This window comes from Salinicola avicenniae (genome assembly GCF_023736115.1).
GTDB classification, from domain to species: Bacteria; Pseudomonadota; Gammaproteobacteria; order Pseudomonadales; family Halomonadaceae; genus Salinicola; species Salinicola avicenniae.
On record NZ_JAKQZC010000002.1, the window covers coordinates 625,652 to 643,397 of the forward strand.

General features: G+C 64.3%; 15 protein-coding genes. 4 read left to right on the plus strand and 11 right to left on the minus strand.

Annotation, left to right across the window (positions count from 1 at the left end; genetic code table 11):
- Nucleotides 1–44: 44 nt before the first annotated feature.
- Entirely contained in the window at nt 45–728 is a 684-nt protein-coding gene (locus MC381_RS06385) for a FadR/GntR family transcriptional regulator (RefSeq protein ID WP_251976890.1), read from the plus strand.
- Between the two features lie 118 nt (nt 729–846).
- Here MC381_RS06385 and efp read toward each other — a convergent pair whose 3' ends face one another.
- The gene (gene efp, locus MC381_RS06390) at nt 847–1,413 is read right to left on the minus strand and encodes an elongation factor P (protein ID WP_189445465.1); all 567 of its coding nucleotides are present in this window, start codon (nt 1,411–1,413) and stop codon (nt 847–849) included.
- A gap of 95 nt (nt 1,414–1,508) precedes the next feature.
- On the opposite strand from efp, the gene epmB reads away from it, so the two are divergent.
- Nucleotides 1,509–2,540 carry an EF-P beta-lysylation protein EpmB gene (gene epmB, locus MC381_RS06395; RefSeq protein WP_251976891.1) on the plus strand — a complete coding sequence of 344 codons (1,032 nt, stop codon included), beginning with the start codon at nt 1,509–1,511 and terminating at the stop codon, nt 2,538–2,540.
- A gap of 21 nt (nt 2,541–2,561) precedes the next feature.
- Here epmB and MC381_RS06400 read toward each other — a convergent pair whose 3' ends face one another.
- Together MC381_RS06400 and MC381_RS06405 are read right to left on the minus strand one after the other, a co-directional pair.
- The gene (locus MC381_RS06400; RefSeq protein ID WP_251976892.1) at nt 2,562–3,959 is read right to left on the minus strand and encodes an ATP-binding protein; all 1,398 of its coding nucleotides are present in this window, start codon (nt 3,957–3,959) and stop codon (nt 2,562–2,564) included.
- A complete protein-coding gene (locus MC381_RS06405; RefSeq protein ID WP_251976893.1) occupies nt 3,956–4,618 on the minus strand; it encodes a response regulator transcription factor in 663 nt (220 codons plus the stop codon). The genes MC381_RS06400 and MC381_RS06405 overlap by 4 nt, the downstream gene beginning before the upstream one ends.
- A gap of 379 nt (nt 4,619–4,997) precedes the next feature.
- On the opposite strand from MC381_RS06405, the gene MC381_RS06410 reads away from it, so the two are divergent.
- Entirely contained in the window at nt 4,998–5,735 is a 738-nt protein-coding gene (locus tag MC381_RS06410) for a glycosyltransferase family 2 protein (protein WP_251976894.1), read from the plus strand.
- A gap of 86 nt (nt 5,736–5,821) precedes the next feature.
- Here MC381_RS06410 and MC381_RS06415 read toward each other — a convergent pair whose 3' ends face one another.
- From MC381_RS06415 to MC381_RS06435, 5 genes are all read right to left on the minus strand, one after another.
- Entirely contained in the window at nt 5,822–6,283 is a 462-nt protein-coding gene (locus tag MC381_RS06415; RefSeq protein ID WP_251976895.1) for a DUF3465 domain-containing protein, read from the minus strand.
- A gap of 241 nt (nt 6,284–6,524) precedes the next feature.
- Nucleotides 6,525–6,860, minus strand: a complete 336-nt coding sequence (locus tag MC381_RS06420; protein WP_251976896.1) for a protealysin inhibitor emfourin — start codon at nt 6,858–6,860, stop codon at nt 6,525–6,527.
- Nucleotides 6,857–7,909 (minus strand): M4 family metallopeptidase, encoded by a 1,053-nt coding sequence (locus tag MC381_RS06425; RefSeq protein ID WP_251976897.1) that lies wholly within the window; start codon nt 7,907–7,909, stop codon nt 6,857–6,859. The genes MC381_RS06420 and MC381_RS06425 overlap by 4 nt, the downstream gene beginning before the upstream one ends.
- Nucleotides 7,910–7,939: 30 nt before the next feature.
- On the minus strand, nt 7,940–8,821 hold the full coding sequence (locus tag MC381_RS06430) for an alpha/beta hydrolase (protein ID WP_251976898.1): 882 nt from the start codon (nt 8,819–8,821) through the stop codon (nt 7,940–7,942).
- Nucleotides 8,822–8,930: 109 nt separating this feature from the next.
- Nucleotides 8,931–11,075, minus strand: a complete 2,145-nt coding sequence (locus tag MC381_RS06435) for a TonB-dependent siderophore receptor (RefSeq protein WP_251976899.1) — start codon at nt 11,073–11,075, stop codon at nt 8,931–8,933.
- A 153-nt stretch (nt 11,076–11,228) separates the two neighbouring features.
- On the opposite strand from MC381_RS06435, the gene MC381_RS06440 reads away from it, so the two are divergent.
- Nucleotides 11,229–12,173: a helix-turn-helix transcriptional regulator gene (locus MC381_RS06440; protein ID WP_251976900.1), complete on the plus strand. Its 945-nt coding sequence runs from the start codon at nt 11,229–11,231 to the stop codon at nt 12,171–12,173.
- Nucleotides 12,174–12,268: 95 nt separating this feature from the next.
- Here the strand turns inward: MC381_RS06440 and MC381_RS06445 are convergent, their stop codons facing one another.
- The 3 genes from MC381_RS06445 to parC all read right to left on the minus strand — a co-directional run bounded on the left by MC381_RS06445 (nt 12,269) and on the right by parC (nt 17,671).
- Nucleotides 12,269–14,014 (minus strand): HD domain-containing phosphohydrolase, encoded by a 1,746-nt coding sequence (locus MC381_RS06445; protein ID WP_251976901.1) that lies wholly within the window; start codon nt 14,012–14,014, stop codon nt 12,269–12,271.
- Nucleotides 14,015–14,089: 75 nt separating this feature from the next.
- Nucleotides 14,090–15,295 carry a phosphoserine phosphatase SerB gene (gene serB / locus MC381_RS06450; RefSeq protein WP_251976902.1) on the minus strand — a complete coding sequence of 402 codons (1,206 nt, stop codon included), beginning with the start codon at nt 15,293–15,295 and terminating at the stop codon, nt 14,090–14,092.
- A gap of 123 nt (nt 15,296–15,418) precedes the next feature.
- Nucleotides 15,419–17,671: a DNA topoisomerase IV subunit A gene (parC, locus tag MC381_RS06455; RefSeq protein ID WP_251976903.1), complete on the minus strand. Its 2,253-nt coding sequence runs from the start codon at nt 17,669–17,671 to the stop codon at nt 15,419–15,421.
- Nucleotides 17,672–17,746 lie beyond the last annotated feature (75 nt).

Genomic DNA, 17,746 nt, shown 5'->3' on the forward strand with positions numbered 1-17,746 from the left:
CCCGGGTAGCGCGATGCAGGATGGGCTGGCATAAGGGGAAACATATGAAGGCCGTAGCGCTGCAACACGAATTGGGAGGCCGTATTGCCAGGGGGGAATTTGCCTCCGGCCTACCGGGAGAGAACGCGCTCGCCCAGCAATTCTGCGTGTCGCGCACGACGGTGCGCGCAGCGCTACAGGCTCTGGTCGCCAGAGGGTTGGTCGAGATTCGCCCCGCCTCGGGGGCGGTGATCCGGGAAACGGCAAGCTGGGATTGGCTGGACGAGGACGTCTGGGCGTGGGCATGTCAGGGGGACAGCGAACGTGAACTTCAGCGAGAAGGGTTCGAAGTCCGCCTGCTGATCGAGCCGGCGATTGCCGCTCATGCCGCCTCGCGAGCCAGCCTACGGGATCTCGGCGAACTGGAAAACGCGCTGGAGACGATGGAAGCACATCGACATGACGCCGAGGTTTTCAATCAGGCGGATATCGAGTTCCATCGAACGCTGGCCAGAGCCAGTGGTAATCGGGTCATGAGTCGTATGGGAAGTGTCCTGGAGAGCGTGCAACGCACCTTTTTCGAGAACTCGTATCGACGCGACGATACCGAAATCGAAATGACACTGGCGCTGCACCGAGACCTGCTTGAGGCCGTTCGCCTGCGCCGGATCGAGGACGCACGGCGCTTAGCGAGAACCCTGGTCGAAACCTGTGACAAGCGCCTCAACGAGGCCCAGTCTCAGACGTGACCGGAACATCTTGACGTCAGGTAACCATCAACTCCGGCGACGGGGCTGGACCCCGTCGCCAGGCGGCGATCACGCTGAACCGACGACCCGAATCATGGGATCCGAGCCGAAGAGAGCATCAGGCGCGAGACACGTACTCGCCGGTGCGCGTATCGACCTTTAGCACTTCACCCTGGTTGATGAACAGCGGCACGCGAACCACGGCACCGGAGGAGAGCGTGGCCGGCTTGGAACCACCCTGGGCGGTATCGCCCTTGAGGCCGGGATCGGTCTCGACCACTTCCAGCTCGAGGAAGTTGGGCGGGCTGACGGCAATGGCGTTGTCGTTCCACAGCGTCACGGTGTAGACCGCCTGCTCCTTGAGCCACTTCTCCACATCGCCGATCGCCTTCTTGTCGACCGCGTACTGCTCGAAGGAGCCGTCGGTCTTCATGAAGTGCCACATGTCACCGTCGGTGTAGACGTATTCCATGTCGAGGTCCATGACGTCGGCACCCTCGAGCGACTCCCCCGACTTGAAGGTACGTTCCCAGACGCGGCCGGTAATCAGGTTGCGCAGCTTGACGCGGTTGAAGGCCTGGCCCTTGCCCGGCTTGACGTACTCGTTCTCGAGAATGTTGCAGGGATCGCCATCCAGCATCACTTTCAGGCCACCCTTGAATTCGTTGGTAGAATAGTTCGCCATGATTCCTCACTGATAACCGTTCGCGGGCCGCCCGCGACGCAAATTCCGATCCGCGCACTGCTGCAAGGCAGGCGCCCAGATTTCGAGTGGTCCGCATGATAACCCGAACCCCGATCGCTGTGCATCGCGAAGAGGTCGAAGCCGGTGGGTCCGGCGCCCGCTGGCAGCGCCAGCTGAGCGAGTCGATTCGCGATCCCGCGACGCTCTGCCATCGACTCGGCCTGGACCCGGCGCTCCTGCCCGGTGCCGAGCAGGGGCATGACCTGTTCGAGGTGCGCGTCCCCGAAGCGTATCTGTCACGCATCCGCGCGGGGGACCCAGCCGATCCGTTGCTGCGTCAGGTTCTGCCGCTGGGCGACGAGGCCCGTGCCGTTGCCGGTTTCATCGACGATCCGCTGCAAGAGCGCGAGCATGCCCCGCGCCCGGGCCTGATCCACAAGTACGCCAACCGGGTGCTGCTGATCGCCAGTCCGACCTGCGCGATCAACTGCCGCTACTGCTTCCGGCGCCACTTTCCCTACGCCGAGAACGCGCCCTCCCTACGCGAGTGGGATGCCACCCTCGATTACCTGCGCCAAGACGAAACGATCCACGAGGTCATTCTCTCCGGCGGTGATCCCCTCGCCTCGTCGGACCGACGTCTGGCGTGGCTGGTCGAACAGCTGGACGCGATTCCCCATCTGAAGCGGCTGCGGATCCACACTCGCCTGCCGGTGGTGATTCCCGACCGCGTCGATACGGCCCTGCTGGCGTGGCTCGGCAGCACGCGACTACAGCGCGTGGTGGTGCTGCATATCAACCACGCCCGGGAGATCGACGCCGCGGTCGAGGCCGCCTGCTCACGCCTCCAGGCCGCCGGCGCCACGCTACTCAACCAGAGCGTGCTACTGCGAGGCATCAACGACGACGTGGAGACACTAGCCACGCTATCGGAGCGGCTATTCGAAGCCGGCATCCTGCCCTACTACCTGCACGTGCTGGACCCGGTAGCCGGTGCCGCGCACTTCGATGTCGACGACCGCGAGGCGCGTACGCTGGTCCAGGCGCTGCGCCAACGGCTAGCGGGCTTTCTGATGCCGAGGCTGGTCCGCGAAATCCCCGGCGAGGCGAGCAAGACGCCGCTGTGAAGGCGGGCTGACAGCCGTCGCTCAGCGCCGCGGCAGCGACACGTGGACGCTAAGCCCGCTGGCAACCGGTAGCGAGGTCGTCTCGAGCCGGATCTCGCCGCCGAGTCGCTCGACCAGTTCGCGCACGATGGCAAGTCCGAGCCCCGAGCCGCTGGTCTTCTGCCCGGCCAGGCGTACGAAGCGCTCGAACACCCGTTCTCGCTCGGTCTCGGGGATACCGGGCCCGCTGTCGGCGACCTCGAGCTGCAGGCAGTCGGCCTCGAGCCGCATGCGCAGACGCACCTCTCCACCCGGCGGCGTGTAGCGCATGGCGTTGTCGAGCAGGTTTCGCAGCAGCACGTAGAGCCCGTTTTCGTGAATCTTCACTTCGCGCTGGTCGCCCAGTTCCAGCTGAAAGTGAAGATCTCGCTGCTCGCTCAACGGCTGCATGTCGCGCTTGAGCTCCTGCCCCAGCCGGGCGAGGTCGACGGTCTGGGGGTCGATATGTTGGCCACTCTCGAGTCGTGACAGCGTCAGCAACTGCTCGACCACGCGCGTCATGCGATCGACACCATCGATGATCGAATGCGCGCCGCGTTGCGAACGGGCCTCTGCGGTATCGCTGATCAGGTTCTGCGCGTGCACCTTGACCGCGGCCAATGGCGTACGCAGTTCGTGCGCCGCGTTGGCCGTGAAACGACGCTCCTTCTCCAGCGTCTCCGCCAGCCGCGCGAAGAGGCCGTTCAGCGCCTCGACCAGGCCGCGGATCTCCTCGGGCGCCTGACGCGCATCGATCGGCTCGAGATAGCTGGGCCGCCGCGAGGCGATCTGGCGGCTGATCCGCAGCAGCGGGGAGAAGCCCCGCGCGATCACGAACGGGATCAGCAGCGCTACCAGCAGCACGCCGATCACCGGGGGCATCAGGTTGCGCAACGCGATCTGCCAGGTCAGTTCGTCACGCACGTCGTCGCGCTGGGCCGAGCTGGCCCAGACGCCATGCGCTTCGTCGTAGAGTGTGAACACCCGCCAGTCGTGCGACTGGCTGCGGATATAGCGGTAGCCACGCTGCCGCGTCGGCGTGTCCAGCACGCCCGGCATCTGCATGCCCAGCAGCGGATTGCCCGCGTCGTCCCATATTTGGAACGCTAACTTCTTCTCGTAGGGATGACCGAGCGCGGTGGGGGAATCGGTGGCATTGTCGGGTACGATGGCAGGCTCGAGCTGCAGATCCCGGATCAACTGTGCCGGATCTCGCCCGCGATCGCCGCGATACTCGAAGTAGAGCGCGACCATCGTGCGCGTCGTCTGCGCCAGCTCGGCATCGAACAGCTCGTTGATCTGATCGCGCGTGTCGTGATAGCTCCACAGTGCGGCGATGGCGGTGATCGAGGTGACCGAGATCAGCAGGACCCGCCGCAGATAACGGCGAATCGAGATCAACCGAGCGCTCCCAGCCGGTAGCCCACGTTGCGAACGGTGGCGACGACGTCACTGCCGAACTTACGTCGCAGGTGATGCACGTGGACCTCGATGACGTTACTTTCGACCTCGGCTTCCCAGCCGTAAAGCACCTCGACCAATTGATCCCTGGAGAAGACCTGCCCCGGATGAGTCATCAGGTAGGCCAACAGGTCATGCTCGCGCCGCCCCAACGCCACGATCTCGCCGTCGACGCGAATCTCGTGGGCAGCTGGGTCCAGCGTCAGCGCCCCGCAACTGACCAGCGGCGAGGCACGCCCCGCGCTACGCCGTACCAGCGCCCTCAGCCGTGCCAGCAGTTCGCCGGTATCAAAGGGTTTGACCAGATAATCATCGGCGCCGCCGTCCAGTCCGCGAATGCGATTGTCGACGTCATCGCGCGCCGTCAGCACCAGCACGGGAATGCGACTCTCGCTTTCCCGCAGCTGCTTGAGCACCTCGAAACCGTCGATATCCGGTAGCCCCAGATCCAGAATCAGCGCATCGAAGGTCGCCTCATCGAGCGCCTCGCGCACGCCGCGGCCTTCGGTCAGCCACTCCACTACCATCTGCTCTCGTCGCAGCACATCCACGACCCCTTCACCCAGAAGCGGGTCATCCTCAACCAGCATCACCCTCATGATTCTCTCTCTCGTTCTCGCCAACCCTGGCGAACTCGGGCCCGGAATATCTGTCCCTGACTCTACAGCTCAGGGGCACAAAGGTTCCCTCAACGGTGCCACGCGACTGTCATACGTCGCACCGATACTGCTCACTGCGGTCAGCCACCTATGCGCTCGACGTCAGCCAATGAGCATTCGACATAACGCGGCTCCAGGGCACGACTGTCTGGAAAGCGAGCCCCCGAACCACGGCTGTCTGATACGCGATGTTCTGATACTTGACGTCCTGAAACACGCCACCGCCCGGCGACTAAGTCAGCGTTAAGGAATGACTGCCATAGTGACGGCTCCGGATAGGCCATGAAAAGTCCGCAAAGCGGAATCACGGGATATCATCATGCTCGCACTACCCAAGCTATCGATCGTCCTCATCGTCAGCGACCGCCACCACCGAGTGCCGGCAGTGATCGACGAGGCGTCTCGTGCCCTGCCCCACGCCGAGACACTGGATATCGTGATCATCGACGATGCCACGGAGACGGCCAACGGCCAGCGGCTGCACGCGCTGGCGGCGGCCGATCCTCGTGTGCGTCTCTATCGTCAACCGACGCCGATCGGCGATGACGCAGCCCTCCGACAAGCGGTGGCGCTCGTCAATGGCGAATGGGTTGCCAGACTCGACGCCTATGGACGCGATGACCCGCATGACCTGCCTGACATGCTCTGCGAGGCCCGCCAGTACGGACTGACCCTGGTACAGGGCGTGCCGCTCGATCCGCGCTGTCGCTGGCGCGCCAGCCTGCTGCGCGTGGCTCGTCGGTTCGGACTCGAATCTCGCCGAAGCGGCACCTACGGCATGCGCCTGATACGGCGTGATGTCCTTGCCACCCTGCCCGCCGTTAACCGTGTGCAGCATTTCCTGCCGATGCTGATCCGTCGCACTGGCGGGCGCGTCGGCACCCTTTACGTCAATCGCCGGCCGTCGCGGCAGGCGCCTCGTCCCGCCCTACGTCAACTGCCCCTGCAGCTACTGCGCGACACCCTGGACGGACTGGGCATGTGGTGGCTCACCAAACGCTGGCACGCCGACAAGCCCTCGCTGAAGCGCCGACAACGAGGTTACGTCCGCGGCTGACTTCGCCGGCATGACGCCGCCAGACGATTTCAACGGCTGCCCCATGCCAGGCGCCTACCTCATGCCAGGCACGGCCGCCCCGCTCCTCAACGGTAGCGACGGCCCTGAAACGATAGCCATCCGCCCGGATACCTGCCGTCGGGGTCGTGATGGGTCCAGTGGATAACGCCGCCTCGAGCGTTCCAGACATACTCTCCCCGGAATCGGATCTCATCGCCACGCGAGAGCTCGGGCACCCGCGGCGCCAGATCGATATTGTGCGCGATCAGCAGGGTCTGGCCGCTATCGAGCGCCACGATCAGGCGCTGATGGCGGCTGCCCTCCCGATCATCGGGCAGCAATTGGACCACCTGGGCCGACGCCTCGACCCAAAACCCCTCCTGGCGGGTTTCGAAGGCCGTCTGCAGCCGCTGTTCCGCCGTCTCGACACCGTCTAATGGCGCTAGCAGCGGGCGCCCGAGCAACGCAATCAGCATCGGCACCACCAGCGCGGCAAGCCACGCCCACCGCCACCGATTGGCAATCTGCAGCCATCGTCGCCCTCTCACACAGAAACGCCTCCCGCCCCGTACCGGGCCGGCCGGCACGCGTCGATATCCACGTCTCCAGGCGACCGACCAAAAAGAAGCCGGACCCAATACGGGCCCGGCCTACGCTGTGTGCCCTTCCTGGGCTACTGATTGAGAGTCTACTATCTGGCCAAAGTTCCTCGGCCAAGCAAAAAATTCCCGTTTGACTGACGCTACCGGTAAGTCAGTGCTCGCTTGTTTGCCGTAGGCGTAGCCACGCTCACGACTCCAGCGCCGCCATGCCCAGCTTCCAGAGGCCAATCACCTGCTTTGGGGTCAGGCTCTCGTCAAGCTCACGCTCCCAATCCGGTTGACCGGCGGCACTCAGCAGGACAACGCGGAAGACACGGCGATCGGCGCCGGGCGCACACTCCTGCCCGCTCTGTCGCTCGACCTCGGCCAGCACCGCCTGCAACCGCTGACGCTGCGCGGGGCTCAACGTCCGGCAGTCGATTCGCCGCTCTCGATTCAAGCCCGGCATCGCGGCAAAACCGCCGTCGCGGCTCACGGCCAGCACGGCGTCTGGTGCGAGAGGCGGACAGCCCGAGCTGCTCACGCCGTCACTCCAACATCCCGCCAGGCACTAGCCACGGCGCGTTCGACCTCGCCACCGCGGCCGTAGCGCTCGCCGGCATGCGCGATAGTCAGACGAGCAAAGGCGGCGAAATCGGTATCGCGCTGGAGCGAGTCGTCGGTCAGGGCGTCGTACCAGACCACCCCGGCCTGCTCCCAGGCATATCCCTCCAGACGCGTCGCCGCGAGGTAGAAGGCCCGATTGGGTATGCCGGAGTTGATATGCACGCCGCCGTTATCCGACGAGGTGCGCGCGAAGTCATCCATATGGCCGGGCTGGGGGTCGCGCCCGAGGACCGGATCGTCATAGGCGGTGCCCGGCTCGGCCATCGAGCGCAGCGCCCGCCCGTTGACCCGCGCCGTCAACAGGCCCTCGCCGATCAGCCAGTCCGCTTCGTCGACCCGCTGCTCGAAGTGATGCTGCTTGACCAGCGTGCCGAAGACGTCCGCCAGCGATTCGTTGAGCGCCCCGGATTGATCGGCATAGATCAGTCCGGCGTCGCGCTCGATCACGCCGTGGGTCAGCTCGTGCGCGACCACGTCCAGCGCCGCCGTAAAGCGCTCGAACAGTTCTCCATCGCCGTCACCAAAGACCATCTGCGCGCCATTCCAGAACGCATTGTCGTAGGCTTCCCCGTAATGAACCGTACCCAGCAGTGCCATGCCCTCGCCGTCGATCGAGTCTCGCCGGAACACCTGCCAGTAGAAACGGTGCGTGGCACCGAGCCACTGGTAAGCTTCATCGACCGCGGTATCCCCCGTCTCCGGCTCGTCCTCGCGGCGTACCAGGTCGCCTGGCAGCAGCTGCTGCTGATTGGCGTCGTAGATGTAGCGCGCCGGCTCACCGGGACGATGGCTGTCTGCGGGTCGCGCGGCGGCGGGGACCGCCGAACGCAGACGAAACTGGGCATCCGCCTGCAGCGTCGTTCGCGCACACTGCTGCAGACGCGTATTGCCGTGCGACACGATACGCTCCAGCACGTGCGGCGGCATGAACCCTGGCGAGCGCGAAGCCTCTGAAAACGCTGTCATCCGGTCCTCCTGAAATCGGTAGTCCGTGTTTCAGTGTGGCCCAGAATCGGCCTGCGCTCCGCGATCGCCCTGTTCCTTTTTGTCAAGAAAGGGCCAAACGGCTTGCATGGCGGGCCACATCACATCGCCATGCCCGGCGCCCGCAAAACGCGTCGACACGATCTGCCAGCGGGGGAAGCGATCCATCAAGGCGTCGGCCATGCGAACGGCGTTGTCGCGCATGGCGGGGATCGCCGACTCGCCGGTGTCGGTGGCAAGCGCAGTCGGTCGACGCGAGATTTCCCGGTCGCCGACGCCGATCAGCAGGCGTAGAGCCGGACTCGCCTCGCCCCTCGCCCGGTCCCTCTCCCCCAACTCTCGAAAGAGGTAGCTGTCCCCCCACCAGAGCGAGGGACTGACGGCGATATAGTCACTGAAGCTTCGTGGGTGGGTCAGCGCCACATGAAGCGCGAACAGCCCACCGTAGGAGTGGCCGAGGAGCGCACTGCGCGAGCGGTCCACGGCAAAGCGTTGGGCGAGCTCGGGCTTCAGCTCATCCTCGATGAACTCGAGAAAGCGATCAGCGCCGCCCTGAGGCCGGCCACGCGCATCCTTCATCGGTAACCCCTCTCCTGACGGTGTGTAGTCCTCGCTACGTGCCGCACCGTCGAAGCGTAGTGTCTCCGGATAGCCGATCCCCACAATAAGCCACGGCGCGACACCGCCCTGCGGGCTTTCCAGCGTCAATGCCTCGCGCGCCGCCACCGCGAGCGGGAAGCGTGCATTGCCGTCGAGCACATAGAGCACTGGATAGCCGTTAGCCGGCACCGGCGCATCGGGCACGCTGACCTGAATGAGATAGTCGCGGCCGGTCGCCTCGGCGTGCCTCTGCCACTGTTGACTCCCGGGTAGCGTGACCGGGTCGTTCTCCATCGTCGGCTCCTGAGCCAAGGCGGTTGCGAAAAAAGCGGTTGAGGAAACAGCGATGGAAAAACAGACGGCTACCGATAGCAGGCAGCCGACTGTCAAAGCGCGCATGTGGCTAGAAGTCATAGCGCAGCGAGGCCACCACGCTGGCCGGCGCGCCCACCATGTTGAAGGTATTCGTGCCGCCGACGCGATTGTAGTAGTCGCGGTCAAACAGGTTATTGAAATTGAGCTGGCCGCTAACCTCGGACGAAAAGTCATAACCGATCATCGCATCGACTACTGCGTAGCCCGGCGCCTCGACGGCATTGGATGAGTTGAAATCGCTCATGGCCGTCATGCCGCCCCCCACATGCACCCCGGCCAGCGCCCCTTGGGTAAAGGCGTACTGCGTCCATAGATTGAGGGTATTCTTCGGCATCAGCAGGAAGACACCGTCGTCGCGGGTCGTCGACGCGTCCTGCACTTCCGTCTCCAGATAGGTGTAGCCTGCGATCAGCTCCCATTGATCGGTCAGGCTACCCGTCACCTCGAGCTCGGCGCCTTGAATCCGCATCTTGCCGACGGGCACCACATAGGAGGCGCCGGTATCGTCCGGCGTCGCCGCACGATTCTCGTCATACAGACGGAAGGCGCTGATCCGCGCATTGAGGTCACCGCCGAAATAGCTCCCTTTGACGCCGACCTCATACTGTTCCCCTTCGCGCGGCTCGATCAGATCGCCATCCTCGCCGTACTCGGTCTGCGGCTTGAACACCTGCGAGTAGCTGGCGTAGAGCGAGTGGTGAGCGTCGAGATCCAGCACCACGCCCGCGTAAGGCGTCAATTCGTTGTCGCTTCGCGTCTGGCGGCTACCCTCCGTCTTGTCGTCGAGAGCGACATCGTAGTGGCTAAGACGGCTGCCAACGATCAGCGCCAGCGGCTGCCAGGGGCGCAGCGTCAGCTTGGCGTAAAGGCCGGTCTCCTCCAGGCGGGTCTCCGTATGGCTGTAACCTCGTCCCGAGGCACGCGCGACATCAAGAATGTCGACGTAGGCCAGATCATTCAGCGCCTCAAGCGTCACTCTTTCGCCAGCGACATCGCGCGAGCGGCCCGAGGCTATCTCGGTATCGTAGCGCTTGTAATCGGTGCCGACGACGAACTCGCTGACGTTGCCCAGCACCTCAAACGGCTGGCTATAGCTGGCATCGACCGAAAGTGCGCGCTGATCGACACGACTGCCGGTTCCTGCCACCGCCATCGTATCGTCATCATCCAGCGCGCTGCCGCCGAAGACATAGTTGTAGCGGGCGTTACGGTCGGAATAGCGCGCCGCCAGCCGCCCGTAACCGCCGTTGTCGAAACGATGCGTCAATTCGGCGATCCAGTCGTTGGACCGACTCTCGAAGTCATTCCAGTCCGCGCCATAGAACGCCGTGCGACGGCCGTAGCGCAACTCACCGTCGCTGCCGACCGGCTGGCCGTTGTTGACCACGATATCCTTGGTATTGCGCAGAAAGCCGAGCCCGAGCGTGGTCGACTCATCGAGATCGATATCGAGCGCCGCGTAAAAGTCGTTCTGCTCGTTGTCATTGTGATCGACGAGCTCGGCGTGTTCGGTACGATCTACCACCAGTCGACCGCGTATCCGTCCCTCGGCATCGATCGGCCCCGAGAGATCGGTCGCCAGCCGACGTTCGCCGCGAGTACCGATACTACCCGTCGTATGGCCCTGAAAGTCGTACGTCGGACGCTTTCGCACCAGATTGACGATACCTCCCATCTCGCTGGTGCTATTGAACAACCCGGAAGGCCCACGCATGATCTCGACCCGGTCAAAGGCCGCCAATGACGGTACCGAGCCGTTGATGCTGGTCATCGGTGCCGGCAGACCATCGATATTCGCCTCGTCGTATTCATAACCGCGCGCGTAGATCGACGAGCGTCCGTTATCGTTGCTGAGCACGCGCATGCCGGGCGTCCGCCGCCCTAGCTCATCGAGCGTCCGCAGGTTCTGGTCCTCGATAGCATCGCGCGTCACCACACTGATCGACTGCGGAATATCGCGCAGCGCGGCAGGTGTCTTCGTGCCGACCGTGGCCGAATCGACCGAATAGCCGCCAGTCGTCTCCGATGGCAGCATCTCGTAGAGGCGATTGCCGGTGACGGTCAAGGTCTCGAGTTCGGCATTGGTGGCTTGTGCGTAGACGGGCAATGCGGCAATCGATAAGCCGACGCCGAGCGCGGCAGACCAACCCTGCCGCGGAGAGGAAACAGTCATGCGGGGTGTCCCTTGCGTGGCGCGATAGATCGCTGCGCCTTTATGATAATGAGAATGAGTTGCAATCAACTCCGGCGCCACGCATTATTCCAGATCGCAAGGCTTCACTCCTTTGCAAAACGTTCAGAAACCGGTGCAAAACACGCCATTCCAATGTCCGAGCCACTATCTTCCACCACCGATACCGACATTGACCGCGCTACCCTACATCGTCACGCCCACCACCTCGGACACCATTACCGAATCGAGGGCGACTCGAGACGTGCGCTACTCAGCGGAAATTTCGGCGTTGAACGCTTCCGCGACGGCCTGACGCTGCGGCACGCGGCGATCCATAATCGTCAGACGATGTGCAATCGGGCCGAGATGACGCCAGGACTCAAGATCATCCTGATGCTCAGCGGTCCCCCGGAAGTGCATTTCGGCACACGACGCCTGCCTTTCGAAAGCCAACGCCCCACGGCCCTGCTGGTCAACTTGGCCGAGGCCGAACCCTTCGAACGACAGGCACGGGCCAACACGCGCGAGCGCAGCCTGACCCTGACGCTGTCGCCGCAGTGGATGGCATCGCAGGATATCGAGCGGGATTTCATGCAGCGACCGGCGCATCTGGAACCGATCGCCTGGCAGCCGAGCCAAGCGCTGCTGAGCCTGGCCGACGGCCTGCTCGACGGACCGTCCTATCCGGAGGATTGGAGCAATCGGCTACAGCGCGAAGGGCTGGCGCTAACGATGGCCGGAGAAGGTTTGCGAGCTCTGCATGGTGGGGGCAGGCCGTCGCCGAGCGGTCGTCAGGCCGATCGCCTGTGGGCATTTGTCGACAGCGGCAAGGCAGACCGCCTGGAGCTCGGCGAGATATCGGCAACCCTGGGAATGAGCATCAGCACGCTGCAACGCCTGTGTCAGGCGCGCTTCGGGCGTTCGCTCCAGAAACATCTGAGGATTCGACGTCTGCGAGCGGCCGAACAGGCGTTACGTCAAGGTGCCAGCGTGAACATCGCTGCCGAGCTGGCGGGGTACAGCGATCCCGCCAACTTCGCGACCGCCTTTCGACGGTGTTTCGGTCTCACGCCGACACAAGCACGCCACGCGCGATAAGCGCACGGGGGCGCCTTCGGTAGAAAGAACGCCTCGACCGCGGCGGAGCACAGACACGAAAAGTCGGCACGGCGACGATGGCGTACGGTGGTACCTCAGACGCGCGCCAGGCCATACTCTGCCGGCATGACCGGCCCCTCGAGGCGGCCGAGCTGCGCCAGATCACTCTTCGCCAGCACCTGATCGAGGTGCCGCTGAGGGCTGTTGGCATTGAGCACCATATGGACCTGCGACGGCCGCCCCTGATCGTCCAGGTGCTGCACCCAGGCCAGGGCACCGCTCGAATAGCGCACCAGAGCACCGACAGGCGCCAGACCGAATCGGCGGATATAGCGCTGGGCCCAGGCGTTGTCGAAGCAGGCCGGCGCACCCAGCACGTGACGGTAGGCCTCGACCAGCGACCACGCAGGACGGTCCGGGCGTGGCTGGGTCAGTGCATCGATCACGTCCACCACCGCCATCATGCGACCGATATCGCCGATATCGCCTTCGGTCGCGGCCTGCGGATAACCGCTTCCGTCCAAGCGCTCATTGATCTGCCCGACCACCTCACCGGCGATGCCCGTATCGAGCCAGCGGCACGCGGTCAGCGCCTCGAGGACGGTCGCAACGTGGCCAGCCAATTGCTGACGCTGCGCTGAGGTGAGTGGCTGCGGACTCGCCAGCACCGCCGTCGGCAGCAGCGCCTTGCCGAGATCATGCACCAGAGCGCTCGCGGTGATCGCTTTCAGTGCCTCCTTGTCGACACCCTGCGATCGCGCCAGCACGCTAGCGCGCGCGGCGACACGCAGCATGTGCTGTACCAATGCCGGCTCGCGCTCCAGATAACCGAGGGCGTAGAGCAGCCCATCGGCACTTTGTTCACCGAGCGTCAACAGCACGTCGGCCTGCCGGGACAGCAGCGTGGCGGCGATACCACCGCCGTTCTGCAGTTGCAGTATCTGCGCATTGAGGTAATCGGCGACCTTCTGCAGCCGGCGAGCTGTAGCATTGCCAATCGGGAGATCGGTGGATTCGGCAAGGCCCTTGGCCGGTACCGGACGCTTGCCCTCAGGGGAACGGAACAGCCCGGAAGGCGCCAACGGCCGATCCTCGGTGAGCGCGCTGCGAGCCCCCTCACGCTCGATCTCCTTGACGCAGTACCAGAGCTGGCGGTCGCCATCGATCGCCTGCTCGTCGAATTCGCAGCCGGCCAGTGCCAGCGTCCACCCTTCGTCGGTACGCACGTGCCGAATCCGGCCGCGTAGCGAGAGCGCCTGCCGATTGGGGAACTGCAGGTCAAGCCGCTCGAAAGCCTGATCGGTCTCCAGCGCCAGCGCATCGGCCAGTCGCATGGCCAGCAGACAACCGCCGAGCGAGAGATTGCGTACCTCGACCGGCACGGCATTGGGCGCCGACGACATGGTCAGCGACGCCACGACACCCATTTCCGGACGCACCGCGGCCCGAAAGGTGCCGCGTCGATGGGTCGTGCTCACATACTCGGGATAGCTGCACAGAAATCGAACACGCCCGTCTCGCCCCGCCAGCCGCTCAATCACCTCGAGTGGCGCCGTGCGGACCATCGCTCCGCTGACATGGCCGATCAGATGAAACGCATCACCTCGCGCCAACGGCTCGGCCAACGCCGGCACGGCCGAGACATCAACGACTAACGAGCGATCCCGCTCGACCTCGTTGAGCACGATCGGCCAGGAGGCCTCGTCATCGAGCGAGAAAGCCAGGTTGACGCCACCATCCAGACACAAGGGCTCCAGCCACTCCCACTTGGCCTTGGCGTGGTAGACATCAGTCGCGTCGGACTCGGCTGGGGCAGACTCTGCGGTGGCGGACTCGGACATGACAGGCTCTCGATAGCGTGAAATACGGGCGATCGTCTAAAAGTAACTTTATGTTACCTGGAAAGCGAACAAAACTTAATCAGCTGCCATGACCTCGGCCAGTTCCGCGGCGCTATACCCGAGCAAGTAGAGCAACCCATCCAATCCCATGACCGACACCGACTGTCGCGCCTGGCGACGCACCAGCGGCTTGGCGTGGAAGGCGACGCCCATACCGGCCGCCGCCAGCATCTTGAGATCGTTGGCGCCATCGCCGACCGCAATCGTCTGGGCCATCTCCCAGCCCTCTCTCTCCGCGATCCGGGCCAGCATCATCGCCTTGCGCTCGGCATCGACGATCGGTTCGGCCACCTCGCCGGTCACCTTGCCGTCGCGGATCACCAACTCGTTGGCGTGGATCTCGTCGAACCCCAGCCTTGCCTGCAGGTGGCGTGCAAAATAGGTGAACCCGCCGGAGAGGATCGCCGTGCGATAGCCGAGCCGCTTGAGATGTGCCATCAACGACTCCACGCCGGGCATCAGCGGCAGCGACTGGGCGATCTCTTCCAGCACCGATTCATCCAGGCCTTCCAGCTTACGCATGCGCTCGCGGAAGCTCTGCTGAAAATCGAGCTCACCGCGCATGGCGCGTGCGGTCACCTCGGCGACTTCGTGATAGACGCCGTGACGCCGCGCCAGCTCATCGATCACCTCCGCCTGGATCAGCGTCGAATCCATGTCGAAGCAGACCAGTCGTGCCTGACGGCGCCAAACCGTCGCCGGCTGCAGCGCCATGTCGATCGCGTAGCGTTCGCTCAGCGCCAGCACACGCTCCCGCAGCGCCACGCTATCCAGAACATCGCCGCACAGACGCCATTCGAAACAGACGCCGGCGACGGACTGCGTGGTTTCCTCCCCGGAGAGCCGCTTCACGCGTTCGACGATCAGCCCCTGCTCGGCGGTCAACGCCCCGACTTCCGCCACCACTTCGGCGGAGATCGAAGCGCCCATCAGCGTGAGAATCCAGCGCGAAGGCGTCTCGGCGGCCGGTACCCGGGGGGCCTCCGACAGCGGCTCGACGCGGCAGTCGAGCCCGCAGGCATCGCCGGCACCGCAGAGCAGCGAGGTCACATCGACGCCGTCGCCACTCTGCACCAGCGCTTCCAGCGTCAGTTCGCCGAAGGTGACATGCTGGCTCATGTCCAGCAGCGTGACGTCGGCACTCGTCAGTGCCGTCGCCAGTGCCGCCAATTGCCCCGGCCTGGCCGGCCCGGTCGCCCTTACCACGAATCGTCGTGACATATTGTCCCCGCCGGGGCGCATCCGGCGCCCCCAGTCGTTAATCATCATTGATGCCAGGCAAGGCCTGGCATCGGGTGGTGTCTCGGATCGTCGTGTGTCGGACCGCGCGACGGTCTCGCCGTATCAGGATTCGACCTCGAGTCGATCGACCTTCTGAAAGCCACGCGCCAGCTTGCTGCCTCGCCGGCCACGCTCGCCCGTGTAGTAGCCCAGATCGGCAGCCTTGAGCGTCTGCTTGCGCTTGCCCGCATGCACGATCAATGAAGCCCCCTCCGGCAATAGCACCAGATCGCGTACGAACTCCTCGCGATTGGCCGCCCGCGTCCCGGGAATATCGATCATCTTGTTGCCCTTGCCCTTGGCCATTTCAGGCAGCTGGGACAGCGCGAATACCAGCAGGCGCCCCTCGTTGGAGACCACGGCAACGCGAACGTCATCGCCTTCCGGTATTGCCTTCGGCGGCATCACGTTGCACCCCTTGGGTACCGAGAGCACCGCCTTGCCGGCCTTGTTCTTGCCGAGCAAGTCCTCGACCCTGACGACGAAACCGTAGCCACCGTCGCTGGCGAGCAGGTAACGTGCTGCCGGCAGATCGAGCATGACACCGACCATGCTCGCCCCCGCCGGCGGATTGATCCGTCCGGTGACGGGCTCGCCCTGCCCACGCGCAGAGGGCAGGTTGTGAGCCGTCAGGGTATAGCTGCGACCGCCGTCGTCGAGCAGCACCAGCGGTTGGTTGGTCTTGCCGCGGGCCGCCAGATGGAAGCCGTCGCCGGCCTTGTAGGACAGCCCGGCGGGATCGATGTCATGGCCGCGAGCGGCTCGGATCCAGCCCTTCTCCGAGAGCACCACGGTCACCGGGTCGGCGCCGACCAGCTCGACCTCGGAAAGCGCCTTGGCCTCGCCGCGCTCCACCAGCGGCGAACGCCGCTCATCGCCGTAGGCGTTCGCCGCCTCGCGCAGCTCCTTCTCGATCAGGTCGGTCATGGCCGCATCGTTGCCGAGCAGCTCCTTGAGATGCTTGCGCTCCGCCTCGAGCTCGTCCTGCTCGCCGCGTATCTTCATCTCCTCGAGCTTCGCCAGGTGGCGCAGGCGTAGTTCGAGAATCGCTTCCGCCTGGCGCTCGGTAATGCCGAACGCGCTCATAAGGGCCGGCTTGGGCTCATCCTCCTCGCGAATGATACGAATCACCTCGTCGATATTGAGGTAGGCGATCAGCAAACCCTCGAGGAGATGCAACCGGTCCTCGACCTTGGCGAGCCGGTGCTCGGTCCGCCGACGTACCGTGGCACGCCGGAAGCGCAGCCACTCGCCCAGCATGTCGTTGAGCGGCATGACTCGCGGCCGACCGTCGAGCGCGATGACGTTGAGGTTGACGCGCACGTTCTTCTCGAGATCGGTGGTGGCGAACAGATGCGCCATCAATCCTTCGACATCGATACGGTTTGAGCGCGGCTCGATCACCAGCCGCGTCGGCGTTTCGTGGGTCGACTCGTCGCGCAGGTCGGCGACCATCGGCAGCTTCTTGGCCTGCATCTGCGCGGCGATCTGCTCGAGGACCTTGGCCCCGCTGACCTGATAGGGCAGCGCGGTGATGACAATATTGCCCTCTTCGCGCACGTAGCGTCCGCGCAGCTTGACCGACCCACGGCCACTCTCGTAGAGCTTGCGCAGGTCGGATGCCGGCGAAATGATCTCCGCCTCGGTGGGAAAATCCGGCGCCGGCACATGCTGCATCAGGTCGGCGACGCTGGCATCGGGCTGTCGCAGCAGCTGGCAGGTGGCCTCGACCACCTCGACCACATTGTGCGGCGGGATATCGGTCGCCATGCCCACCGCGATACCGGTACCGCCGTTGAGCAGCACATGCGGTAGCCGCGACGGCAGCACCGCCGGTTCGTTCATGGTGCCATCGAAGTTCGGCGTCCAGTCGACGGTCCCCTGCCCCAGCTCGGCCAGCAGTGTTTCGGAGAAACGGGAAAGACGTGCCTCGGTATAGCGCATCGCCGCGAACGATTTAGGATCGTCCGGGCTGCCCCAATTGCCCTGGCCGTCGACCAGCGGATAGCGGTAGCTGAACGGCTGCGCCATCAGCACCATCGCCTCGTAGCAGGCGCTATCGCCGTGAGGGTGAAATTTACCCAGCACATCGCCGACGGTACGCGCCGACTTCTTGTACTTGGCGTTCGCCGTCAGCGACAGCTCGCGCATCGCATAGACGATACGCCGCTGCACCGGTTTCATGCCGTCGCCGATGTGCGGCAACGCGCGATCGAGAATGACGTACATCGAATAGTCGAGATACGCCTTCTCGGTGTACTCCTTGAGCGAAAGGCGTTCGACGTCGCCTTCCGCCACCTGAATATCCATGGTCATACGATTTTGACCTTATTCACGATTGTGGAATCGCCGAGGGCAGCGCCCTCGTTAGACCTTTAAGCTTCGAGCTTC